Genomic DNA, 25,383 nt, shown 5'->3' on the forward strand with positions numbered 1-25,383 from the left:
TACAGACAGGCTGCTAGAAAAAGCTTTGTCCGAAAACCGGACAAGCTATTTTCCGCCAGAGACAACAGCCTCTAGCTGCTGAAAATTGGTTCTCCAGAAGAATTATTCGTCTGCACCCTGAATTTTCAGTAATAAAGCACCTAAGGCCCAACCTACGAAGATTAAACCGAAGGACAACAGCGCTGCATTCAACATTTCACCGCTCATTAGTGCGATTCTCCTTAGCGAATGGTTTACTTAATATGTCTCGCCGTTAAAACCTGCTGACATAAGATTGCTAACAAGTTTAAGTCAACTAGGTCTACCAGAAGCTTGATCCCAGCCACTGTTGCATTAGACCAGTGTAAATAATTTTAAACCAGTTTGGGGGTTAAACCCTACTATTGGAGAGGGGATGAGGGAGATGAGGCAATACAGTTCGGTTAAGGGGGAAAGGGAAAAGGGGTAAGTATTGAATTTACCCTTACCCCTTTTCCTATTACCCTTTTCCCAAATCACGAGGAGATACAAAATACTTATCTGAAGCGTGTTGGGAGATGAGGGAGGCAAGATTGTTATACGCTTGGTATTTATCGAAAGAACTATAAATTAATTAAATATATGTATCAAATTAATCAAAATCTGGTGGGGAATTCATCTTTAGAAAATCGCCCACGCTTGGCGTTGACATTGGGAGATCCGGCGGGAATTGGGCCAGAGGTGATTTTGAAGGCTTTGGCTGATCAAGATATTCGCCAAAACTTTAATGTCACGATTGTAGGTAGCTTAGATTTATTAGTAAAGACTCACACAAAATTGTTGCGTTTAACTGATAATCTTGTTCCTTTAGCAAATCCTGCCGAATTATCGGTTATTGATGTGCCATTACCACAGGAAATTCAGGCTGAAATTCTCATTGGAAGAGGTAACCAGGCCAGTGGTGCGGCTAGTTTTGCCTATATGGAATATGCGATCGCCCAAACCCTAGCTGGTAAATTTGATGGTATCGTCACTGCTCCGATCGCTAAATCAGCTTGGAAGGCTGCGGGTTACAATTATCCAGGGCAAACAGAACTCTTAGCCGAAAAATCTGGGGTTGAGCGCTTTGGGATGTTATTTGTGGCGCGATCGCCTTATACTGGTTGGACAATCCGCACTTTGCTTGCTACCACACATATACCTTTACGTCAAGTAGCAGATACATTAACACCCCAGTTACTCAGCAAGAAATTAGATTTGCTGGTGGAGTGTTTAGAGAAAGATTTTGGTATAGAGAACGGGAAAATTGCGATCGCGGGTTTAAATCCCCACAGTGGTGAACAAGGACAATTAGGAACTGAAGAAATAGATTGGCTAATTCCTTGGTTAGAACAAGAACGCCAAAATCGCCCAAATTTGCAGTTAGAAGGGCCAATACCACCAGATACGATGTGGGTTAAACCTGGTCAGGCTTGGTATGGCAATAGTCAAAACCAAAATCCGGCTGATGGCTACTTGGCACTTTACCACGACCAAGGCTTAATTCCTGTCAAGCTAATGGCGTTTGACCGCGCAGTTAATACAACAATAGGTCTACCTTTTGTCAGAACATCACCCGATCATGGAACAGCCTTTGATATTGCTGGTAAGGGAATTGCTGATGCTACAAGTATGAAAGCAGCGATTGAGTTAGCAGCAGAGTTAGTTAGTCAAAGACTTGCGAAACAGTTTACTCACCCGTAAAAGAATCATAAAACCTCAATCAGCAACAGCATATACTTTGGGCAAGCAGGGGAAATCAGAGATGATTTATCAAGCTATCGCTAACGTACAATCTTTCTCTAAATAATTATTATTCTGTTGTCATTTTCAACTACTATTAATTACGAATTACGAATTACGAATTACGAATTAGTAATTAATTATTATCCTTTCCCATGATTACGACCAATAGCTAAAGATTGATTGACTTCATTTAATAATTCTTCCATTGATATTGAACGCGGCAAAATTTGGGCAGAAATTGTATTTCCTACAGTTTCTATAGTTTCTAATGCATTCTTTCTCAATTTTTCGCTGCCTGCCTGGACTTTAGTTCTGGACGAATTTAATTGCCGATCGAGTATTAAAATGGGGGGCAAATTAATTGGTAAATCTCCTAGTGCTTTTAATGCTTTCAGCATTTCTTTAGGTATAGCAGATTCTCCTAGGCAAATTAATAGTAAATCAACGCTTTGATGACGAATTTGTTGCAGCACTTCTGCCCAAGCACTACTCATTGCGGCTTTTAAGCCAGCTGTTTGCAAGTATTGAATTAAAGCTTGGAACCACTCATATCCCCGTTCAGCGTTTTCATTACTCAATGAAGAGTTATTTTCGGCACGATACCCTCTCACAGACTTACGTCTTCCTTGAGGTAAATCACGCAGCATTGTGGTATCCACCACTAAAATACTTGGTGGACAACATATCCCAGAAGCAATTTGCAGCACTGACAATAAAGCATCATTTTTACTACTGCTATTGCTGTTGTCTTTGCCCAATGGGGTTAAGCAAGGAAACACAGATAATCCAGGGATTTGGGAAGCGGCTAGGGTAGTCACGACATCGCAAGTCACCAATGGTAACGCCGCTAATCGTGGATGCTGGCTGAGTTGTTGGAGGTAGGCTTGTGCTACAGGAGTTTCTACATCTAGTAACACAACATCAAACTGCCAAACTCTAGCTAAAAGTTCTGCCTGATCTAAGTCATCTACTTCGATAACTCGGTGTTCTCGCAATGAAGGGTAGGGATTAATTGTTTCCAATTCTGGATTGACTAATCGTAAAATTCGCAGGGGGGTTTTGATGACAGACACATCATTGTTGTCCAACCCTGATTGCGAATTTGCTGGTGTCGCACAGAGAGTTTCTAACAGTGGTACCAACGCTTGATGCTGCACTGGTAAGCTTAAAAAACCATCGGCTCTGTTAGCGAATGCTTGGTCTTTTTCGGCTCCTGTTGCTGTCACAATCAAAGGAATGTGGCGAGTTACTGTATCAGATTTGAGCAAGGTGAGTACATCCCAACCTGATAAAAGTGGTAGCAACGGATTTAAGAATATAGCCTTTGGTTGCAGGCGACGGGCTTTTTCTACTGCTTCTGTTCCCGATCGCGCAATCACTACGCGGTAACCTAAACCTTTGAGCTGGTCTGTTAAATCTTCAATATATCGGGCTACTGCCTCAACTACTAATACCAGCCTTTTCGAGGATGCTGCTTGTGGTGTAGCTGTGTTGACTAGCTGATGTGCTGATGTGGTGCGGCCAATTGTCCTGGTATTGGCTGTATCAGTGTAATCTATATTTTCCTCCTCTTGTTCAGAAAAGCCTGTTTTGGGTGGACTAGGTGGTAAAAGCAGTGTAAATTGGCTGCCTTTACCTTCCCGCGACAGGAAGCTCACATCCCCACCATGCAGTCTGGCTAAGGCTCTAGTTAAGACTAATCCTAAACCGGTGCCTTCAAATTGCCTTGTGAGGGGATTTTCCAGTTGTTGGAATTTTTGAAAGATTAAATGTTGCTGGTGTTCGGGAATACCGATGCCTGTATCCCAGATTGTAAAGGCGATCCACCCTTCCCAACGACTCACCCGCAAGCCAATTTCTCCAGATTCTTCAGTAAATTTAAAGGCATTGGAAAGCAAGTGTACCAACATTTGCCGTAGGCGTAATTCATCTGCCACCATCTGTTCTAAACCTGGTTCAATGACTATGCTCAATTGATGTTCCCGGGAACGGTTAGCTGGTGATGGGGTAGTAGTTTTCGGTTTACTGCTTTGATTTTGGATGGCTTTGGCTTCGGATAGGGCGCGATCGCAAACTGACTGAATGTTAACTGGAGCTAGGGTCAGATCCATCTGCCCTGTTTCCATCCGGGTTAAATCTAAAATATCATTGACGACACTCATCAAATGTCGTCCGCTTTGATGAATTAGTCCCGCATAACGGGCTTGACGTTCGTTTAATTCTCCTAATTGCTGATCTACTAACAACCGTGATAACCCTAAAACAGCCGTTAGGGGTGTTTTTAATTCATGACTAATACAAGCTAAAAACTCATCTTTTAAGCGATTTAATTGAATGAGATCGGCATTTTTAGCTGCTAATTCTTTACTTAGCTGCTGTTGCTCGGTTACGTCAGTAGCTAATACTAACCACAAATCATCAGTGTTAATATTTAAATCTTGATTACTCAGCGTAATTTCTGTATCAGAATTTAAAACTTTTAACTCTGGAGTATCTAAAGGAATTTTGGCAAATTGCCATACTCGCTCTTGACCATTTTGCACCTCAACAATGCAGGTGCAAGTACCCATTTGGCTGTCCCAGAAGCATTGGCTGGATGATGCATCTGGAGAATTCTGTTGCTCGTGCAGGTTGTTTGTCGATAATGAGTTAGATGGTAAGTTGCCAGGCAAGCCTTCTCTCAAAAAGTGAGGAGTAGCAGCTTCAGATCCTAGTTTGCGCTTTGGTGTGATGGTTTCTCTTCTCAGAGATAAGCTATTGTCATCCACCTGCAATTGGATCGGTATGGCTTGCTCTTCTTGACTATAAGCACGATCCCCTGCACAAGGATAACGCTGATTGACTTGGGGGATGACATACTCTGGCTGTTTAACTCTGCTGGGGGTGAGTATCCTCTCCACCTGTCGCCTGACTGCTTCTGGATCTTTCAATATCCCTAATTGTTGCCACCACGCTGGATTTTGGGTTACTACTTCTCCCGTACCAGTTTGCAACATCAAAGGCCAAGGCAATCGTTCCAATAATTGCACTAGTGGCTGATAAACTGCTGTTTGCTGTTGATTTGGTAGCTGTAGAGGTGATTGTGTGACAATGGCAACCTCTTCTCTGGTGTCATCTTCTACATACTCAGAAATTGCCACTTGCTGACGCGCTAATAATGCCAATAGCCGCGAGCTATCTAGCAAACCTACAAATTTGCCATCAGGATCGACGAGCGCCCAATTAAAATTATTGTGATTAATTTGAGTTTGTTGATAGCGCAAAAACAAGGCAAATTGCTCTACGCGCTCAACAGCTGGTATGGTTTGTATTGGTTCAATTAATGATAAAGCGAAATTTGTAATTGGTTGTTGGACATTGAGGCGATCGCCTCCCACTGCTGCCAACAGTTTTTGAATACATCTGGCAGAGTGCAGCAATCCCACTGGGCATTGCTGCTGATTTACCACTACCACGCGATCGCACTGCTCTTTTTCAAAAATCTCCAGCACCATTGCCAGAGTACTTGTTTCTATGCAGATGGGTACGGTTGCTAGAAAGTCATAAAGCGGGTACTGTAGCATTGACATACGGCTTCGGTGGTTGTTCTTCCTGAGGAAGCCTCTGGTCTTACCATTAGCTTTGGGGCAGATGACGCTCAGACCTGAAGCAATATCTCTGAAAGAAGACTCTAATAAAGAATTCTGGTTGAAAATTTCAATGCCATTGAACTCTGGGCTTTGCCCTGACTGACACTTGTTTACGTATACTCATGTTCATGTCTGTGGCATTTCCCTTTTTTGCATTTCTCTGCGGACAAATATTCTAACCAGTATTATGACTGGTGTTAAAAATCCTCCTAGATCGCAATTAGCTAAAACAATTATGGCTCTAAAGATTCGCTTTAGAACCTTGAGGAATTATAATGATTTAGAATGCGACAATCCGTTAAGTTCGTTTAAGTATCTTATCAAGGAGCGAAACAAAAGATCCTTATTTGGATAGATATACATCACGATCGTCATCGACTAAACAAGGCCCTCTTTGAGAAACACAACATCAACAAGTTACTCAGTCTTACGGCTCAATAACTGCATTAGTCCTTTTAGTGCCCCGCTCTTGGGCTGACACAAATTCTCCTCAGGATGGGTACTAATCAGTTAAATTCAGACCTAAATTGAGCCTAGAACTATTTTCGAGGATGAATAATCTCGCTAAAATTGCTCAAGGCGCTTGAGGATACGTATAGACCAAACACAAATGTTATTACCAATAATAATTCTCCCACTGCATATTAAAAAAACTTTATATTATCTATCAACCTTAGTTATTACTCCAAGGTCAGCTGGATGGATATGGAACTTGCCTGATACGATCACAAATAACAAGTTTTTGATCTCACCTTTTACTTTAATTGATACTTTTAATATAAATTTTTTAATAAAGGGCTTGCTACCCAACAATAATGAAAATTTGCTTGCAAAATATTCCTATGGATTTGCATCTTATAAGGAAAAACACCAGAACTTGTTTCAACAGATGGATGCACACGAGCGAGAACAGTTGTTGCGAGAGATAAAATCTGATTACCGAGAAATACTTATATACTACTTTACCACAGAACAAACTCTAAAAGAAAAGATTGATAAATTCATCAATGCAGTATTTTGTGCTAATATTCCTGTGCCCCAAATCATAGAAATGCATATGGAGTTAATTGACGAATTCTCCAAACAGTTAAGATTAGAAGGAAGGAGTGATGAAACATTACTTGATTATCGACTGGCATTAATAGATATTCTGGCTCACTTGTGTGAAACTTATAGATGTTCGATATATAAATAAAGTAAATGTATTGAAGTTATGCTGGTCAAAAGCAGCTGCTATGACTGCCTATCAATGCGCGAACACATCTTCATCTTTTTAGCCTCAAGTTTAGCCTGTACCTCATTATGAATAAAGCACGAAAGACCTATGTTCTCAAGCTTTATGTAGCTGGAAACACACCTAACTCAGTACGGGCATTAAAAACACTAAAAGATATTTTAGAGCAAGAATTTCAAGGTGTTTATGCTTTGAAAGTCATTGATGTTTTAAAAAGCCCCCAACTAGCAGAAGAGGATAAAATATTAGCCACACCCACATTATCTAAAATTTTACCTCCACCTGTGCGGAAAATAATTGGTGACCTTTCAGACAGAGAAAGAGTATTGATTGGATTGGATTTACTATATGAAGAACTGAGTGAAGAAGGCTGGGAAGAATAAAAGGTAATTATGAACTATCAAGTATGAAATTATCTGTTTCCCCCAAACATCAGAGATTAATGACTAAAGAATCTGAAAAAATCAGATTTTATCGTCTCCCAGTCGTGAAGTATTATAGTCAGTTTTGACTTTATCTTGAAACTTCAGACCCTCTGTATTATTTGTCCTTTACACTTTCAGCTTCTTTAGTAAAATATTTAAGCTTCTCAGCGTAAAATTTTGATGTCATCTTCCAAACATTAGTAACATAAAACCTGGGTAGAATACCCCTTTTTTAACAAGCAATGATTGAAAAAGACCAGCCAGAGCAAAGCGTAACACCGTTAATTGGGGGTGTAGAAAAAATCCGCACAATGATAGAGGGCTTTGACGATATTAGTCATGGTGGTTTACCTATTGGAAGAACTACCTTAGTCAGTGGCACCTCTGGCACCGGTAAAACTTTATTATCTCTACAATTTCTCTATAACGGTATCACATTCTTTGATGATCCTGGGGTATTTGTCACCTTTGAAGAATCCCCTAGTGACATTATTAAAAATGCCCATATTTTTGGGTGGAATTTGCAACGTTTAATAGACGAGGGGAAATTATTTATTCTTGATGCTTCCCCTGATCCTGAAGGGCAAGATATTGTAGGCAACTTTGACCTTTCAGCCTTGATTGAGCGGTTGCAATATGCAATTCGCAAATACAAAGCCAAACGCGTATCAATTGACTCCATCACAGCTGTGTTTCAGCAGTATGAAGCAATGGGAGTAGTACGACGCGAGATATTTCGTCTAGTCGCCCGTCTCAAACAGCTGAGTGTCACGACTGTGATTACCACTGAACGCAGCGAAGAATATGGGCCAGTCGCTTCTTTTGGAGTGGAAGAGTTTGTTTCTGATAACGTTGTCATAGTTCGCAACGTTTTAGAAGGAGAACGCCGCCGCCGCACCATAGAAATTTTGAAATTGCGCGGTACAACTCATATGAAAGGTGAATATCCTTTTACCATTACCAATGAAGGAGTGAATATTTTCCCATTGGGAGCAATGCGCTTGACACAAAGGTCTTCTAATGTAAGGGTATCCTCTGGGGTGAAAACCTTGGATGAAATGTGTGGTGGTGGCTTCTTTAAAGATTCGATTATTTTAGCCACAGGAGCCACGGGTACTGGTAAAACATTATTAGTCAGCAAATTTATTCAAGATGGCTGTCTTAATGGGGAACAGGCGATATTGTTTGCTTACGAGGAATCGCGTGCCCAGCTTTCTCGGAATGCTTCCTCTTGGGGAATTGATTTTGAGGAATTAGAAAAACAAGGTTTACTCAAAATCATCTGTACATATCCCGAATCAACTGGCTTAGAAGACCATCTGCAAATTATTAAATCAGAAATTGCAGTTTTCAAGCCAGCGAGAATTGCCATTGACTCTCTTTCGGCTTTAGCTAGAGGAGTCAGCAATAATGCCTTTAGACAGTTTGTCATTGGTGTTACTGGTTACGCAAAACAAGAAGAAATTACAGGGTTTTTTACCAATACAACTGACCAATTTATGGGATCGCATTCGATTACAGATTCCCATATTTCCACGATTACTGACACAATTTTGATGTTACAGTATGTAGAAATTCGTGGAGAAATGTCCCGGGCAATTAATGTATTCAAAATGCGGGGATCTTGGCATGACAAAGGTATCCGCGAGTACAATATAACTGCTGCCGGCCCAGATATTAAAGATTCTTTCCGGAATTATGAAAGAATTGTTAGTGGTGCTCCTACCCGCGTTAGTATCGATGAAAAGGCGGAACTTTCTCGCATAGTCAAAAGTTTTGAAGGTAAACAGAGTTCCGATTCCTAAATTTGGTATCGTACTATATTCTCTTCTCAATTTAGTGACGTGCTATATTCTGTGGTGAAGAAAAGGTTTCTGCCGCTAGATTGATTTTGTGTGAGGGGATGCGGTGAAAGGACAGCAATTATTCCATACTTTTTTGCCTGGTGTAACAGCAGCAGTATTGACAAGTCAGCCTGCTTGGGCTGGTACTGTGAAAGTTGATCGGGTACAGCTGACATCTTCTCCTAATGTTGTGACTTCTACCTATAGTCAAACTTTAGTTGCAGATGCTACGAATTTCCAATTAAATGACCCGGTGGGGAATAAGTTTACCACCTTAGTACCTACTAATAATTGGAATTTACGGAATGTGAAACGTTTAAGCGATCGCACTTTACCCGCGATCGCTATAGGCAATAATAGTTCGTTTAAAGCACAAATACTTAGAGAAAATCAAAGTAGATTTTTCCATCTGACATCTACCTCATATATTTCCCAACAACCAGATTTAAAAAAATCTCCTGAAAGCAACCAAATACAAAATAACTTAGCCACCACTGGAGAAAAATTAGAGCGTAAAGTCGTTTCTAGTTCTAGAAGAAAACTGTCGCTGATTGAGCAAAGAAACTTACTGTTGTCTGCTTCACAACCAGTAATTACCCCAAAGAAAAATCCTCAAGCTCAATTGCAGGCAGCTTTATCACCTACAACTACAAATCTCGGCTCGGCAAAGTTGTTGGCAATACCCAATTGCTCAGAGGGGGGGAACAACTCAACCTCTTCAGGCTATTTACTTTTAAAATCTGGAAGCTGTCAAACCGCTACAACTGCTAAGGATCTGCTGGCTCAAACACCAGCAACAGTGAATCCTACACCTGGTAGTGCTGTACAAATTCCCACCGCACCAGCAACAGTGAATCCTACACCTGGTAGTGCTGTACAAATTCCCACCGTGCCAGCAACAGGAACTCCCACACCAGGGGTTACGGTACCTGTAACTGCGCCAGCAACTGGGACTCAGACACCCAGTGGTACCGTGCAGGTTCCAGAAAACTTAACTCCTAACCCCAACCCGTTGCAATTTCCTACTAAACCCGAAGAAGTCACCATTCAAGGAAATCAGCCGATTACTTTGGCGCAAGCATTGGAGTTAGCAAAGCGTAGCAATCGGCAGTTACAGGTGTCGCAGTTAGAACTGGAGCGTAGTCGAGCCGCGCTACGTGAAGCGCAAGCTGCTCTTTTTCCCACTGTAGGTGTGAGTGCTGATGTGACTCGTCAGCGGACTGTTTCCGAGACCTACAATGTCAAAGTCCAACAGCAGGGACAAGAAGGACTACCACCTGCATTCCGCGAACAAATTGACCCAGCACCCAGTACAACAAATTTTAATGGTCAAGCACAACTCAGTTATGACATCTATACTTCTGGTAGCCGCCAAGCTAATATTCGCGCGGCTGAAGAACAGGTACGTTTTAATGAGTTGGCTGTAGAGAATCAGGCTGAAGAAATTCGCTTGACTGTCTCTACAGATTATTACAATCTGCAACAACGTGACGAACAAGTACGTATTGCTCAGTCGGCGGTAGCAAATGCCCAAGCAAGTTTGCGGGATGCGGAAGCATTAGAGCGAGCTGGGGTTGGTACGAGATTCGATGTCCTGCGTTCTCAGGTAAATTTAGCGAACTCACAACAGGATTTAACTAATGCTATTTCCTTGCAGCAAATTGCCCGTCGTCAGTTAGCGGCTCGGTTGAGTTTGCCACAGTTGGTAAATATTACAGCCGCAGATCCTGTAAGATTAGCTGGCCTTTGGAACCAGACATTAGAACAAAGTATTATCCTCGCTTTGCAAAACCGCCCAGATTTACAACAACAATTGGCACAACGAAACATCAACGAACAACAAAGACGGCAAGCATTAGCAGCTTTAGGGCCACAGGTAAGTTTAATTGCTAGCTATCAGTTGTTCGATCAGTTTAACGATAATATCAGCGTTGCCGATGGTTATTCAGTCGGGGTCAGAGCGACACTCAACTTATTTGATGGTGGAGCAGCTAGAGCTAGAGCAGCACAAGCTAGAGCGAATATTGCGATCGCGGAAACAAATTTTGCGGAACAGCGCAATCAAATCCGCTTCCAAGTAGAACAAGCCTTTTCTACTCAGCAATCTAGTTTAGAAAACGTTCAAACTGCCAATACGGCTCTAGAACAGGCTAGAGAAGCTTTGCGTCTAGCACGTTTGCGTTTTCAAGCAGGTGTAGGTACTCAAACTGATGTGATTAACTCAGAAAACGATTTAACCAGAGCCGAGGGTAATCGGATCACAGCAATTTTGGACTACAACCGTGCTTTAGCTCAGTTACAACGCGCTGTCACTTTAAGAGCATTTCGGTAGGGGTGAAGGGTCAAGGGTCAAAGGTTGTAGAGACGCGATTAATCGCGTCTCTACTCAAAGGTCACCCTTGCTCCCAAGCCCCAGTCCCCAATCCCCATTACCCCTTATCCCCAGAGGGGGCCCCGAGTTCCCCAATCCCCAATCCCTAATCCCCAGTCCCCAATCCCCAGTCCCTCTAAGCCGAACGATGAATAATCAATCAAAATTGGAATAACATAGCTGAGTATTTAATTACTCGGCTGACTATACGCATATGACTACAGTTACATCACAAGAAATTGCACAGTTTCGCTCTCAATTAACAGATGATCCTAGGGCGATGGAAGTACTGGACTTGATTGAGGACTGTGAGGGGGATTTGGAAGATGCTGCTATGACCCTAGCCATTAAAGCAGGACAGGAACCAGAAAGGGCTAATTCTGAATGGTTAGATGCTTTGGCAAGAAAGTGGCGGGCTGTAATTTGTGAGCAAGAATATCGGGGTGAATTGTTGACTGGTTCAATTAAAGAGATGATGGCATATCTTTATACAATGCCGACATTTCCTAAAGTTTTGGCAGTACCAGTTTTAATATATGTAATCAAACAAGGTGTAAATAATTTTTGCGAACCGTTAGATTTGCTCAAATGATTGGTAGGGTGGCGCAATTAAATTTAACTGGCTAGGGCTACCATTGTTTATTGTTCATTGGCCAATCGAAAATCTAAAATCTAAAATCCAAAATTGTCTGACCTGCACTGGTACGCTGTTAATTAAGGCAAATTTTCCAAAGACAACCTTTTTGAAACAATGTATTACCTTGTTGCCGTATTAGCAGACCGTATCCAAGCTGAAGCTGCTTACTTAGCTTTAGAAAAAGAAGCCATCAAAAGTACTATCCTTGGTAGAGGGTACAAAAGTGCAGATGAGTTCGGCTTAATTGACCCTCAAGAACAAGCCAAAAAGCAAGCAAAGCTAATGTCATACTGGCTAGTACCATTTGGCTTTTTTGCTGGCTTCACCTTCAGCTACATCACTGGTTTAGATACCTTTGCGTGGGCTGGTGAAATTGGCAATCACATCGTCGGGGGACTACTAGGTGCAGCTAGTGGTGCTATGGGTAGTGTGTTTGTTGGTGGTGGAGTCGGTTTAATGACAGGTGGCGGAGATGCTTTACCCTACCGCAATCGCTTGGATGCAGGTCAATATCTTGTAGTAGTCCAAGGTTCTGAAATGCTTACCAAGCAAGCAACCCGGATTTTACGCCAGTTTGAGCCAGAAAATATGCAGGGCTACGCAGATACAACTAGCGGATATTGAATGCATCAGAGATTACAAATTACCACACCGCGCCTTGAGTTACTGCCTTGTTCTTTGGAGGTAGCAGAAGGCGCGATCGCAAAAAATACATCCGTAGTTGAGAAGCTCTTACAGGTAAAGCTCCCCGATGATTGGTATGCTTCTCATGTACTGGATTTCTTACCTACCTATGCTCAAATGCTGAGAGATGATCCATCTGTGTTAGGTTGGGGTGTGTGGCTGATGATTCACACTAGTGACTCTACCTTGATAGGCGATTTGGGATTTGCTGGTAAACCTGATGCACAAGGAACTGTGGAATTAGGTTATGAGGTGCTAGAAAAGTATCGTCGTCAGGGATATACCTTTGAAGCAGTAAAAGCATTAGTCAATTTTACCTTTACACAACCCGGAGTGAAGCGAATTAATGCCCATGCTCCACAAGATATTGTGGCATCTTGTCGAATTTTAGAAAAGCTGGGAATGGAGCATTTGGAAACATTTGATTCGCCTGATTATCCAACTGCACCGCTCTTGAAATGGCAGATGACGCTAGAATCAAACAGTAGTCAGGAGTAATGAGTCAAGATTGTTTGATTTTTGACTTTTAGCTCAAAACTCTTAATTTTTAAGAATGTTGCCCAGAGAAGAACTTTTAAAAAGTGTTGAAAATCGAGATAGTGTAGCGCGTGTAATCGATCAGGCGGAACAAGCAATTAAAACTTGGGAAGTTGTGCTGACAGATTTTTTGTCTCCCCCAGAATTAGCAGAAATTCAACGCGTATTTAGTCGGTTAACAGAGGTGCAGTTGGTGGCGTGGGGTGGATATCCCCAAGCCGAACGCCAAAGAGTTGCGATCGCCCGTGCAGAATTACCTTTAGATCCATCTCAAGTAGCCTTAACAGCATTAGAAATTGCTGGGAATTTTTTGTTTGATACTGCCACACATCGCGACTTTTTAGGCGCAATGCTAGGGACAGGCATTGTCAGAGAAAAGACAGGAGATATTATTGTTTTGGGCGAACGCGGCGCACAAGCAATTGTTGCACCGGAGTTAGCAGAATTTTTAGAGATGAATCTCAAGCAGGTGCGATCGGTTCCGGTAAAAACCCAACCTATTGAGATTAGCGAATTAAAGGTTAGAGAACCTAAGAAAAAAGAAATGACTACTGTCGAGGCATCTTTAAGATTAGATGCGATCGCCTCTGCTGGTTTTGGGATGTCGCGCAGCAAAATGGTAGATTTAATCGATTCCGGTGATGTGCGCGTTAACTGGAAGGAAGTATCTCAAGCTAGTTCTCAAGTCAAAACAGGGGATTTAATCGCCATTCGCGGTAAGGGACGGTTAGAAGTTGGGGAAGTTGCTATTACTAAAAAAGACCGTTACCGAGTTCAATTAACCAGGTATATGTAAACAGTTGTAGCCATAGATTGTTGTAAAAGGCGGGGAAACCCACTAGAACACCGATTCATTAATAAAACACGAGACTAAAAAACCTTGTAATGTCTTCTACAACCAAACATTCCTTATTTCAGATCTAAGAAACCGGGTTTTTGGTTAGATTCTGAATACGGAATCGATGTTCTAATGTCAATTTAACGTGAGATTGATGGTTAGAAACCGCTTCTACTAGAATTAATCAATTGGGCTGATCGCTTTGATGTCTAAGAAGCGATCGCTTGATTTTAAGTTGAGTTGCTCAAACACAGTTTTGGGTTGAATATTACAAGGTTATTTCTAAAAACCACTCATAACCTGCTTTCAACTGAGGTTTAGCATTTTGTTCAATTATGCTGCCATGCGCCATGATAATTCGTTGAAAATCCCAAGTGAGCAGCTGTTGAATTGAACGCTTGACTTTGATTTTATCTTGAGTTGCCAATTTCTCCAATAATGATGGACGAAGTTGTTTGTAATTGCCAAACATTTTAGCTATTAACTTTGTCCTTAGTGGAAATTGCTCATCAAAATGAAAAACTATATCAGTGACAATCAAAGTCTGGCTTCTGGCATGAAAAAAGACGCATTCATTGAGTGGTGAATATCCATTGATATCAACTGTGTTGAATCCTTCTACTAAGACATACTCAACTTCATCAATCACAGAAATGCTTTGATTGCTAATAATTTTGTCAATCTGCAGATCTGGTCGTTTGCTCCCCAGTCCAGATACTGCCAATAGTTTTGCATGGGGGTAGTAAAGCTGAAAGTCGGCAACAAATAGATGATGATATAAGTTAGGAACAACAATGTAAATTACTTCTCCCAATTGATTGAGATCATTGATAGTTGAGTGATCAATCTTAATTGGTGATATCACCATTAATTTATTGCTGCTCAGACGAATCACAGTCATCCTCGTTCCTACTTCCAAGCCAAAATATTTTAGGGATTGTTCCGCAACCCAAATGTCAGTATCAATTGCTTTTAGCATGATAATTTTTGAGTGAGGATTGTCGCTGGACTATCAAAATTTCTGCACACTGTAGTAAAGACAAGCCACACTACCGACTACATAAACAACCCAAGTGCCAAAGAAACCGATTGCTCTACCTGGTGATGGGCCATAAGTCTGTATTAATCCCCAAGCATGAGCAATCCGCGCAACTATTAACAGAGTACCTAGCATCCACAACAGTACCCTCTCCGCCTGCATTAACTCTAGGGCAATCAGGAATATCAGACTCAGGGGTACGTATTCTGTAAAGTTACCATAGGCTCGCATAGTACGCTGCAAAGCCCCATCATCCATATTTTTGGCGACAATAAACTGTTGTGTGATTTTTTCCACAAACCTTGCCCAAGCATTAGGACGATCTAAGTAATTGGGTTGTGATGCGATCTCACCTGGAGATGCACCATGCCAAATCCGAGTACGAGTGCGTTCCATTGCCACTAGATATGACAAAAATAAGGCAAGTAGCCCATGACAGCCAATAAAGAAGGTGGAAATAGGAATAAGAACCATCATTGACAATTACTTGTTGCAAAATCTTAATTTTGAAAATACTCGGCTGCAATTGTCAGTGTCTTTTCAATTCTTGCGGAATCTTGAAATCTGCTTTTGAGACAATAAGGGTTAAAACATTTAATACTTGCTTGTCTGTGCTGATGAATCTGCTCAAAGAGTTTTTGTTCAATCCCCCAGAACGCAAAATCCCTCTGGATCAACCCCCGTTAGAAACTCTACCTCAGTGGGGACACTGGCTAGAAACACCAGAGATGATGGTAGCAATTATTCCCCCAGGACATTTAGAAGTCAATATTCGTTCACCACTTAACCTTGTAGTCACAAGTTTTGGGGAAACGCAGGGAATTGCTGCCTTCAATAGCGATCGCCTACAACCTTACCAAGCACTACCAGGAGGTTTTGATATTGTGCCGAATGGTACTACTTATAGTTCGGTAGAAGATGCTGCTTGTTTTGTGGTGTTTGGATATTCCCAATCTTTTCTTGAGCGCATAGTCCAAGTTGAAGCCGAAGGACAGACAATTGAATTACAGCCAGGGCAAATTCCTAAAACTCATTGGGGTTTGAGTGTTGCGATCGCTATACAAGAGTTTTTTGATAATGGACAAACTGGTGGTGCATTTTACTTAGAATCAGTCGCCACGGCAGTTTTGGCACAGATCATTTACCGCCGTTCCAACTTTTCTGGACGGTTTAAACGTCCTCCAGAATTTTTGGAGCCAAACTCGTTCAAGGTTGTCTTAGAATACATTAGAGCGCATTTATCCCAAGAACTGAGCCTGAACCAAATTGCTGCCACAATAGGATTTAGTCCCTATCATTTTGCACGCGCATTTCAAGTTACAACTGGACTGTCTCCTTATCAATATATCCTCCGGTGTCGGTTGGAATTTGCCGAACAATTATTACGCACCCAAAAGCTGCCCCTAGCACAGGTAGCAGTAGCAGCAGGATTTGGCAACCAGAGTCATATGACATCTGTGTTTAAACGAATGCTACATACAACTCCCAAGCGTTATCAGCAAGATATAAGTGGTGTTTAGACCATACACCAAAATTTTCTCTATCCGCCAATGTCTAACCTTTGCTATGAAGATTTAAAACTTCTTGCCAACATATTTAGCAGAATTTTTCTTGGTACTACTCTAGCTAATGTAGTTCTAACTTGAGTTTTGACATCACCAATTACAACGCTTGGTTGCCAATTTTCCAAAGCTTTTAAAGAAGCTTGTACCACTTCTTCACTAGTAAACATTTGATTTGTATTTCCTGCTAAAGTTGGCGGAAAATTAGCTTCAGCAAAAAAGTTAGTTTCTATTGGCCCCGGACAAGTCACAAGAACTCGAATACCATAAGGGCGATTTTCTGCCCATAATGCTTGACTAAAACTGAGAATAAAAGCTTTGCTAGCAGCATAAACCGAAAGATAGGGCATTGGTTGAAATGCCGTAATTGAAGATACATTGATAATGCTGCCTGATTGACGTTGGCGCATCAAAGGTAGAAATTTATGAGTTAAATCTACTAAAGATAGAATATTTAATTGCACTATTTTGACTTGCTTTTCCCCATCGGAACTAGCAAAATCTCCATAATCACCGAACCCAGCATTATTAATTAATAAGTCAATAGATAATCCCTTTGCTTGTGTGGCTTCAAAAACTGCTTGAGCTGCATGAGGTTCTGTTAAGTCTTTAACTATAACTTCAACTTTAATTTGATAATTTTTTTGGATTTCTTCAGTAAGCTGATGTAGTTTATCTGCTGAACGTGCCACTAAAACAAGATTTGTATTACGTGCAGCTAGTTCTTGGGCAAAGGCTCTACCAATACCACTAGAGGCACCTGTAATTAAAGCAGTTGACATTCTAGATATTTTGCGGAAAATTCTATCAACTAATAGATATTAACAATAGTTATTGCACTTTTTAACCATCTGGAGTGATATACCAAAATGCCAAAGGTCATAAGTAGTTACACAAAATTAATTACACAATGTCATTGCGAATGTAGCGAAGCGAAATGAAGCAATCGCAAGGGCTGGGATTGCTTCGCTTCGCTCGCAATGACTGTAAATATTTTTGTTTAGGTACTTACTCAAAGGTAATGAATGTTTTGTAGCGGCACAGAACTGCTGTGCCCTCGGTAACTATTATCTACTTCTGCGAATAGCACCTTGCCAATTAATAGTTTGCTTCGCCGAACGTCCACCCAGCGAACGAGTAGCGACAACCTCAATATCAACATTGACACCGGAAGTCAACTCTACAGGACGCGACATCGGTAGCTTACCTAATGCTAAGGTAAAACGGTTATAGTCGCGGCTGACAAGTTCCCCAGGGATATCACCTTCGTATACAGTCAGGTAGTCAGACAAGCCTGAAGAACTATCCTTTGCCCGGAATTTTACCCGGAACTGAGTCTGAATTGCTTGAGATTTTGCTGCCAAATCGACAATTTTCAGATTAAGATCCTGTTCTGCACCAGCAAATTCTGCCACTGCTAACCTTGTCACATCTTGCTTGGAAATTGCATTCTTGACTGTAAAAGTGGTCAAATTAGTCGTAGTCTGGCTGCTACCATCAACCCACAAATCTTCTGGAAAAGTAATTTCTACTTCCTTACTATCATTTAACTTCAAGGTGGCTACAGGATTGCCAAAGCTGCTAATGGGTTGCTTTTCTTGCCAAAGTAGCTGAAAAGCCCCTTCTAAACGGCGATCAAATTCCCGATATTCATCTGCAATTACTGAACCAGATGCAAGTAAAGAAGCAGCCCCGTTGCGAATATTCCATTTATTCTTGGAAAGGTTAAATTGTTTACCAGTTAATTCTGCAACAGCAGCTTGCAAAGTTGGTAAATCCCCCGCTAAGGATTCTTTACCTTGAATAATACTTAAAGTTCCTAAGCTACCTTGCCTACCATCGCCACCATCGCTACCATAGCGCCCATCTCTGCCATCGTGACAGCGGTAAACCTTATCGGTACATTTATAATCGGGGCTTCCAGGGTTTCCCGTACAAGTTTTGACTTCCCAACTGCGTACACGACAATTGCAACCTCTACCACCATTACCACCGCGTCCACCGCGTCCACCTTCGCCCCCACTAGCGCGAATTAAAACTTGCCGCAAGTCTGCCAAATTGGTGTAATAAGCTGTGACAGAACCACCATTTCCGCCATCTCCGCCTCTACCACCGTCACCACCATTCCCACCACTGGGTGCATTAATATCACGGTTGACGTTCTCATGTTTGTAACCGCAGTCAGCCTTACTCCCACGTTGTCCATCTTCTCCATCCTCACCATTTTCTCCGGCGAGATTGAGATTCACAGGAGTACCATCTACAAAAATAGTCTGGTTTTGACCATCGCGCCCATTTCTTCCTGTTCGCCCATCACTTCCTGTATTACCATCTGTGCCATAATTCTTACCACCTTTCCCATATTCTCCATGAGCAAATGCTGGGCATAAAACTGAGCCAGAGGCAGGTAAAAAGCTAGTAAATAAACAAAAGGTCAACAGCAGTGGCAGCTTACTCGAAAAACCCTTGTACATCGGTGAACACTTAAATAGTTGCAACTATTTATGACGCTATATTTCAGTATTTTGCTCCCCTATGTCAAGTGGTATTGAATACTGAAAAATGCAGTGCTGGATTAATTGGTGAACTAATACCAATTTAAATAATGTTTGCGATCAATAAATTCTTTGTGGGGGCACGGCAGCAGTAAAATAATTTGATGTACCACAAGATTGTGGATGTTCCCTACGATCTGTCGCATTCTTTTTGCAAATTGGTATAAGAGAAGCGGGCAAGATGCCCGCTCTACAAGAGTTATATGATTAATGTTTGGACATTATCTGGTTGCAATCTCAGGCTTTAGGTAAACTGCTCAATAATTCCGCCGCCTAAAACTTTCTCGCCTTCGTACCACACCGCAGCTTGTCCGGGGGTGATGCTGAACTGGGGTTCATCAAACACTAGACGGACGCGGGAGTTTTCTAAGGGAATTACGGTGACAGGGGTGGGTTGAGAACGATAGCGAATTTGCACTTCGGCGTGAATAGGGGCAGAAGGTTCGGCAATGGAAACCCAATTTACCCGATTAACGGTGCATTCTGGTTGGGTGGCTTTAGTGCGATCGCCTACTACCACTCTATTATTAACTGCATCTAATTCAATCACATACAGTGGTTCGGCGGCAGCAATACCTAAGCCTTTACGCTGCCCAATTGTGTAATGATGGACACCATCATGCTGCCCCAAAACTTTACCGGCTGTATCGACAATATCGCCTGTTTTGGGAGCCAAATATTTATCTAAAAATGCCCGCATGGAACCGTTGCTTTCTACTAAGCATAAATCTTGGCTTTCTGGTTTGTCGGCGGTTGCGAGACTGTATTCAGCAGCAATCCGGCGGGTGTCAGCTTTTTGCATTTCACCTAGGGGAAATACGGTAGCTGCTAGTAAATCTTGAGACAAATCATATAGGAAGTAAGATTGGTCTTTATTGCGGTCGATAGCTCTTAAAAGCTGATAGCGTCCAGTAGCTTGATCATAGTTAATCCGGGCATAATGACCCGTAGCGATGCGATCGCATCCCAGTTGTTCGCGAGCGTACTGCACCATTGGGCCAAATTTCACAGTTTTATTACACTGCGAGCAAGGCAGAGGTGTGATCCCAGCGCTGTAACCAGAAACTAAGTAATCGACAATATTGGTCTGAAAGACATCGCGAATATCAACAACTTGATGGGGAATACCCAATTGTTCGCAGATATTAGCCGCGTCGATCATTCCTTCAGAGCAACATTGACCTTTGCCTTTCATTAGCCAAAGTGTCAAACCAATAACTTCATAGCCCTGATTGTGTATAATTGCAGCAGCGACGGAACTGTCAACGCCACCGGAAAGACCAACGACGACTTTTTTCATATCCTTTAAATATTTATGCGGCCAGATTATGAGGCTAGTGCCTGCTTATCAAACTAATGCTAAACATCAAATGCAGGTTTTGCGGTATTAAAATCCATACCATGCAGCTTGATTCTGTTAAATTGTAGCATATGTAACTTAAAAGCCTTGCTAGATAAGCGCTTCAGGATATATAAGTAATAATAACCAAATTTGAGATTGAGAATTTTTGGCTTTCCCTGCAATCTCAAGGATAAAAATCCACTTACTCTAGCCTAAGCGCCCCTATTTATTATTCAGCGTTAATCATAAATATTCCAGATTTTGTGGAAACCTATGCAATGCCACTCAGCCGGAAAAAAACTTTCTAAGTTAACACTGATGTAGGTGCTACGACAGACGGCTCTATTTCCCAAGGAAATTATTGAGAACACCTGTTACTACTATGTCCAAACAAATACCAGATCAACTGATTGCATTTCCGATTGTGCCTTTTTTCCTGGGAGGATGCTTGGCGTTACTCCCCGACTCGACAACTCCGGTACAAGCACAAACTCCCCAAGGCAGCTTTTTAATAGCAGAACGAACAGTGGTTAACACCTTACCACCACCACCTGCTTTCCAAACTATTCCTTATAATCAACCACAAGTCACAACACAACCAACTCCCTGGAATACATATAATCCAAAATTTCAGCCCTCATCTAAAGTGAGGGTTAATAAATATAATCAAACCTATCGTTCTTACCAAACAGTGCAAGCTACTTCCTATAGTTGGAGTGCCGAGCGCTACATAGTATATGTTGAAGGCAATGATTCCCAACAATTGCAACGTATACGTCAGCTAGAACGCAGTGCTTATATCCGCCATTTCAATGGACGTGCTGTGATTCAATCGGGAGCCTTTAGCAGACAAACTAATGCCCAACAACGAGTTAGAGAGCTGGAATTAAGCGGAATCAATGGAGCAAAAATTGTCAAATCTAATGGACAACAAGTTGCTGGTTTTTCTTCTGGCACTGGTAGAAGAGGGCCTTCTAGGCAAGAGCAAACCAATTATTACTATGTAACTATTCCTGCGAGAGCGCAAGATTTATCATCTATTGCCAGTCGCATTCGCCAAAATTCTGGACGTTATGACATTGTAGTGGAAAGGCAAGAGCCACTAGGGCCTCATGTTGCAGTAGGGCCTTTTGCTGAACGTTCGGATGCGGAACGATGGAATGATTATCTGCGAGAGTTGGGATTTGGTAACGCCAGAGTTTATTACGGTAGGTAAGAAAGAGTCGATTATTGAGCATAACCAAAGCAAAAAATTCTCCGGTTATGCTCAATAATTATAAATTACGCCTGATGTGAATTAAAAACGCCTGTTTCCCCATAAGGTTTTCAGGCCTTGTCAAAAATCCTGGTTTTGGAACTATCTAGAAATTACAAGGTTTTCGGTACTCATTTCACATTAGACGTAAATTTAAATTTGTAATTAAAAATTTTGAGTAAGCAATACCTCTCTAGTTTGTAAATATGCTTCACTCTCATTTAAAATGTATTGATATTTTTCTTGAATCTCTTTTTTATGTTCATCAAACAATGTTTCATTATTCAACAATTCAGATACTATAGAATTAAGATAGGATTCAGTGTTAGATAAATTAGTACTAATTAGAATTTCGCGGATAGTATTATTGATTTCTTGAATTAAATTTTCTCCTTTATTAATTTCTTTTCTAAGCAGTAATTTTACTTGTTCATATTGTTCAAGATATTTAGAATATATGCTTGATGTAGCTGCTATTTGACCAGCTTGTTCAATTTCCTCAATCTTTTTATGATATTCAGATTTTTTATGCTCTATATGAATCTGTTTTTTAACCAATTTTCCTATTTCTTCCCATTTTTCCGAGATATTATTATCTTTTGAAGTCTTTTCTGGTATATTCACTTCATTTATACTATATTTAAAATCAGTCCATATAAGATTGTTATTCTCTAAAGTAGCAGACTTAGTATATACTACCCATCCAATACTTGATTCGTATATTGTATTAATTGGCAAAACAATATTTCCTTCTACATTTAGAATGTAATTACTTTTTTTAATTGAAATTATCTTAGTTTTATAAAAATAGTTTGAGATAGTTAATAATAAGAATATTATGGAGAAAGATACAATAGCAATTATAAATAAAATAGGTTTAAATATTTCAATAAAATGAGTAAATGTGAACCATGAATTTTTAATAAAGGCGATTAGATATATAGATACATCAACAGTTTTATAGTATAAATTTTTTATTAACCAAATTCCTATCCATCCTATAATAACAAATAATAGAGAGATAAAAGTAAAAATTGAAGATAACATAGTAACTACCTAGATTATTTTGAATAAAATAGCATTGTGCTTACTGAATTAAGTGTATCTAATAATTATGATCGATAACATAGGAGAAATACTACTATTTTCAGGTAATAGCATAGAGCAAAATATCGTAATACTTCTGTCAGTAGAATTTACACGCTCAGTAAATTTGGGGTAATTCACTATTACTAATATCTTTATAACTTGACTGAATGTTTAATAATATATTTATTCAAATTTTATAAAAATAGCTTCATGATCTTTCTTAGGTTACTCTGTGTCTATGTAGTTAGCCTCTAAAAGTTAAGCTTTTAGTATGTTTGTTTATTTAGCCCATAAAAAAATAGTCTCATTGAGTAAAGAGTAGATCCAATTTTCCGTGTGAAGAATCAAAATTGAGAAGTCACCTCAAAATTTGCAATTCATCACTCTGGATATAAGACTCATGACTCATCTTCAGCAGAGGGAACAAGAAATTTCCCAATACGTAGTTACCGCAGCGCAGATGCGGGATATTGAAGAGAGGATATTTGCGGCGGGAATGCCTGTAGTAGCTTTAATGGAAAAGGTAGCGGGACTAATTTCCCGTCGCCTACTGGCGATGATTCCTCCAGGTAAATCTCGGGTGGGGGTTTTAGTCGGCCCGGGACATAATGGCGGCGATGCTTTGGTAGTAGCCAGAGAATTGCACTTTCAGGGATATGAGGTTTGGATTTACAACCCTTTTCCTAAAGTTAAGGAATTAACTTCACAGCATTTGCAATACGCCCAGAGTTTAGGGATACCCTGTTATCAAGCAATTGAACAGTTGCCAAATTGTGATTTATTAGTTGATGGCTTATTCGGCTTTGGTTTAGAAAGAAAGCTAACTGATGCTGTAGCATCTGCTATCGATCAGTTGAATACCTGGAAGCAGCCGATTTTTAGCATTGATTTACCTTCCGGCTTACACACCGATACTGGTGAGGTGTTGGGAACAGCAATTCGCGCTACGCATACATTTTGCTTGGGTTTATGGAAGCAAGCTTTTCTACAGGATCAGGCTTTAGATTATCTTGGTAAAGCTGAGTTAATTGATTTTGATATTCCCTTAGCTGATGTGCAAGCTGTACTCCAAGATGCACCCAAAATTACCCGCATCACCACAGCCAAAGCCATCTCAAATTTACCTATACCTCGTCCCCCAGTCACCCACAAATACAAAGAAGGGCATTTACTGTTAATTTGTGGTTCTCATCGTTACGCTGGTGGGGCAATTTTAACCGCTTTGGGTGCGCGTGCTAGTGGTGTGGGAATGCTCTCTATTGCTGTACCAGAGTATATTAAACCGATTCTGGTATCCCATTTACCAGAAGCTTTAGTTGTAGGCTGTCCAGAGACAGAGACAGGAGCGATCGCTCATTTACAATTACCAGAAAAGACCGATTTAAATTCCTTCGATGCGATCGCCTGTGGGCCTGGTTTAACTACAGATAGTGCTCCCATTGTGCAGCAGGTAATCGCAAGCGATCGCCCCTTGTTGCTTGATGCTGATGGTTTGAATATCTTGGCGCAAATGGGAACTATCCCCACCTTACAAAAACGCCAAGCTACAACCATACTTACACCCCACGAAGGTGAATTTAAGCGATTATTTCCCGATATTCCGAATATTCATCAAGATAGAGTCAAAGCCGTGCGATCAGCAGCCATGCAAAGTGGTGCAATAGTTTTGTTAAAAGGCGCAAGAACTGCGATCGCAAATTCTCAGGGTTCAGTGTGGCTAAATCCCGAAAGTACCCCAGCATTAGCCCGTGGTGGTAGCGGTGATGTGTTAACTGGGATACTTGGCGGACTATTGGCGCAAGCCGTAAAAAAACAAATCCCCCTAGAAGATATGGTTGCAACTGCTTCCTGGTGGCATTCCCAAGCCGGAATTTTAGCAGCCCAAGAACGTACAGAATTAGGTGTCGATGCGTTTACTTTGACACAGTATTTGATGAAAGCGGTTAGGGGGATTGGGGATTAGGGATTGGGGATTAGGGATTGGGGATTAGGGATTAGGGATTGGGGACTGGGGATTGGGGACTGGGAAAAGCAAGGAGGCAGGGAGCAGGGGAGAAATGATTAATGAAAAACCCCTAACACCAATTACCCATTACCAATTACCAATTACCAATTACCAATTACCCATTACCAATTACCAATGCCCCATGCCCAATGCCCAATGCCCTAATAAAAATTCAGAAATTGAGCATATTCACGATGAAGTCTAAATTCCCGGGCAAAATTAGACGGGAATTTACATAAATTTTCTAATTATCGGTGAAGAGTAGTTATTGGCAATAACACACTTTCCTGAAACACATATCTGTCAAAAGTATTTTTTATACTAAATCCATGAATGCCAATAGGAGTAATTTATGTCCAACAATACTACTAGTCAAGTTGCCACAAACCCTGCTGTTATAGGCAATACCAGTCAAAATTATGGAGTATTTGACATTGCTGTAGGAGTGTCAGTGATTGTTTTCCCAATTATTTTAGTTCTCAGTATTAATGCTTATAGAAAATACCGTATTGCTGCTCGACGGGAAAAAATCACCTATTTAGAGAAGGTTTGGCGTTTGAATAGCGCCAAGAAAAACGTTTGAGAAAGGGAATC

22 protein-coding genes are annotated in these 25,383 nt (G+C 41.0%); 14 read left to right on the plus strand and 8 right to left on the minus strand.

Annotated features, from left to right (window positions below; translation table 11 throughout):
* Positions 1-102 precede the first annotated feature (102 nt).
* The gene (locus HGR01_RS34040) at positions 103-207 is read right to left on the minus strand and encodes a PetM family cytochrome b6-f complex subunit 7 (protein WP_045867910.1); all 105 of its coding nucleotides are present in this window, start codon (positions 205-207) and stop codon (positions 103-105) included.
* Positions 208-600: 393 nt separating this feature from the next.
* Between HGR01_RS34040 and pdxA the strand changes: the two genes are divergently transcribed.
* Positions 601-1,701: a 4-hydroxythreonine-4-phosphate dehydrogenase PdxA gene (gene pdxA, locus HGR01_RS34045; protein WP_045867909.1), complete on the plus strand. Its 1,101-nt coding sequence runs from the start codon at positions 601-603 to the stop codon at positions 1,699-1,701.
* 182 nt (positions 1,702-1,883) lie between these two features.
* Here the strand turns inward: pdxA and HGR01_RS34050 are convergent, their stop codons facing one another.
* Positions 1,884-5,312 (minus strand): ATP-binding protein, encoded by a 3,429-nt coding sequence (locus HGR01_RS34050; RefSeq protein WP_045867908.1) that lies wholly within the window; start codon positions 5,310-5,312, stop codon positions 1,884-1,886.
* A 670-nt stretch (positions 5,313-5,982) separates the two neighbouring features.
* On the opposite strand from HGR01_RS34050, the gene HGR01_RS34055 reads away from it, so the two are divergent.
* The 8 genes from HGR01_RS34055 (at position 5,983) to HGR01_RS34090 (ending at position 13,900) form a co-directional block, all read left to right on the plus strand.
* Entirely contained in the window at positions 5,983-6,567 is a 585-nt protein-coding gene (locus tag HGR01_RS34055) for a KaiA family protein (RefSeq protein WP_071989335.1), read from the plus strand.
* A gap of 107 nt (positions 6,568-6,674) precedes the next feature.
* Complete coding sequence (kaiB, locus tag HGR01_RS34060; protein ID WP_045867907.1) at positions 6,675-6,989, plus strand: circadian clock protein KaiB; 315 nt, start codon at positions 6,675-6,677, stop codon at positions 6,987-6,989.
* Positions 6,990-7,273: 284 nt separating this feature from the next.
* Complete coding sequence (gene kaiC / locus HGR01_RS34065) at positions 7,274-8,836, plus strand: circadian clock protein KaiC (protein WP_045867906.1); 1,563 nt, start codon at positions 7,274-7,276, stop codon at positions 8,834-8,836.
* 103 nt (positions 8,837-8,939) lie between these two features.
* Positions 8,940-11,207: a TolC family protein gene (locus HGR01_RS34070; RefSeq protein ID WP_045867905.1), complete on the plus strand. Its 2,268-nt coding sequence runs from the start codon at positions 8,940-8,942 to the stop codon at positions 11,205-11,207.
* Positions 11,208-11,460: 253 nt separating this feature from the next.
* Complete coding sequence (locus HGR01_RS34075) at positions 11,461-11,838, plus strand: hypothetical protein (RefSeq protein WP_045867904.1); 378 nt, start codon at positions 11,461-11,463, stop codon at positions 11,836-11,838.
* Positions 11,839-11,997: 159 nt separating this feature from the next.
* Positions 11,998-12,507, plus strand: coding sequence for a hypothetical protein (locus tag HGR01_RS34080; protein WP_045867903.1), 510 nt, complete (start codon positions 11,998-12,000; stop codon positions 12,505-12,507).
* Complete coding sequence (locus tag HGR01_RS34085; RefSeq protein WP_045867902.1) at positions 12,508-13,065, plus strand: GNAT family N-acetyltransferase; 558 nt, start codon at positions 12,508-12,510, stop codon at positions 13,063-13,065.
* Between the two features lie 55 nt (positions 13,066-13,120).
* Positions 13,121-13,900 (plus strand): photosystem II S4 domain protein, encoded by a 780-nt coding sequence (locus tag HGR01_RS34090; protein WP_045867901.1) that lies wholly within the window; start codon positions 13,121-13,123, stop codon positions 13,898-13,900.
* Between the two features lie 310 nt (positions 13,901-14,210).
* Here HGR01_RS34090 and HGR01_RS34095 read toward each other — a convergent pair whose 3' ends face one another.
* Together HGR01_RS34095 and HGR01_RS34100 are read right to left on the minus strand one after the other, a co-directional pair.
* A complete protein-coding gene (locus HGR01_RS34095) occupies positions 14,211-14,921 on the minus strand; it encodes a DUF4336 domain-containing protein (RefSeq protein WP_045867900.1) in 711 nt (236 codons plus the stop codon).
* 33 nt (positions 14,922-14,954) lie between these two features.
* Entirely contained in the window at positions 14,955-15,458 is a 504-nt protein-coding gene (locus tag HGR01_RS34100) for an MAPEG family protein (RefSeq protein WP_045867899.1), read from the minus strand.
* Between the two features lie 140 nt (positions 15,459-15,598).
* On the opposite strand from HGR01_RS34100, the gene HGR01_RS34105 reads away from it, so the two are divergent.
* A complete protein-coding gene (locus HGR01_RS34105; protein ID WP_052335044.1) occupies positions 15,599-16,501 on the plus strand; it encodes a helix-turn-helix domain-containing protein in 903 nt (300 codons plus the stop codon).
* Positions 16,502-16,545: 44 nt separating this feature from the next.
* Here HGR01_RS34105 and HGR01_RS34110 read toward each other — a convergent pair whose 3' ends face one another.
* The 3 genes from HGR01_RS34110 to mnmA form a co-directional block, all read right to left on the minus strand.
* Positions 16,546-17,325: an SDR family NAD(P)-dependent oxidoreductase gene (locus tag HGR01_RS34110; protein ID WP_045867898.1), complete on the minus strand. Its 780-nt coding sequence runs from the start codon at positions 17,323-17,325 to the stop codon at positions 16,546-16,548.
* Between the two features lie 285 nt (positions 17,326-17,610).
* Positions 17,611-19,017, minus strand: a complete 1,407-nt coding sequence (locus HGR01_RS34115) for a hypothetical protein (protein ID WP_045867897.1) — start codon at positions 19,015-19,017, stop codon at positions 17,611-17,613.
* Positions 19,018-19,342: 325 nt separating this feature from the next.
* On the minus strand, positions 19,343-20,398 hold the full coding sequence (mnmA, locus tag HGR01_RS34120) for a tRNA 2-thiouridine(34) synthase MnmA (RefSeq protein WP_045867896.1): 1,056 nt from the start codon (positions 20,396-20,398) through the stop codon (positions 19,343-19,345).
* Between the two features lie 424 nt (positions 20,399-20,822).
* Between mnmA and HGR01_RS34125 the strand changes: the two genes are divergently transcribed.
* On the plus strand, positions 20,823-21,656 hold the full coding sequence (locus HGR01_RS34125) for a hypothetical protein (protein ID WP_045867895.1): 834 nt from the start codon (positions 20,823-20,825) through the stop codon (positions 21,654-21,656).
* Positions 21,657-21,860: 204 nt separating this feature from the next.
* Here the strand turns inward: HGR01_RS34125 and HGR01_RS34130 are convergent, their stop codons facing one another.
* Positions 21,861-22,742, minus strand: a complete 882-nt coding sequence (locus HGR01_RS34130) for a hypothetical protein (RefSeq protein WP_045867894.1) — start codon at positions 22,740-22,742, stop codon at positions 21,861-21,863.
* 442 nt (positions 22,743-23,184) lie between these two features.
* Between HGR01_RS34130 and HGR01_RS34135 the strand changes: the two genes are divergently transcribed.
* The 3 genes from HGR01_RS34135 (at position 23,185) to HGR01_RS34145 (ending at position 25,372) form a co-directional block, all read left to right on the plus strand.
* Complete coding sequence (locus HGR01_RS34135; protein WP_045867893.1) at positions 23,185-24,747, plus strand: bifunctional ADP-dependent NAD(P)H-hydrate dehydratase/NAD(P)H-hydrate epimerase; 1,563 nt, start codon at positions 23,185-23,187, stop codon at positions 24,745-24,747.
* Between the two features lie 94 nt (positions 24,748-24,841).
* Positions 24,842-24,994: a hypothetical protein gene (locus HGR01_RS34140; RefSeq protein WP_155538952.1), complete on the plus strand. Its 153-nt coding sequence runs from the start codon at positions 24,842-24,844 to the stop codon at positions 24,992-24,994.
* Between the two features lie 147 nt (positions 24,995-25,141).
* Complete coding sequence (locus tag HGR01_RS34145) at positions 25,142-25,372, plus strand: hypothetical protein (RefSeq protein ID WP_045867892.1); 231 nt, start codon at positions 25,142-25,144, stop codon at positions 25,370-25,372.
* The last annotated feature ends 11 nt before the right edge of the window (positions 25,373-25,383 follow it).

It is taken from the genome of Tolypothrix sp. PCC 7712 (assembly GCF_025860405.1).
GTDB classification, from domain to species: Bacteria; Cyanobacteriota; Cyanobacteriia; order Cyanobacteriales; family Nostocaceae; genus Aulosira; species Aulosira diplosiphon.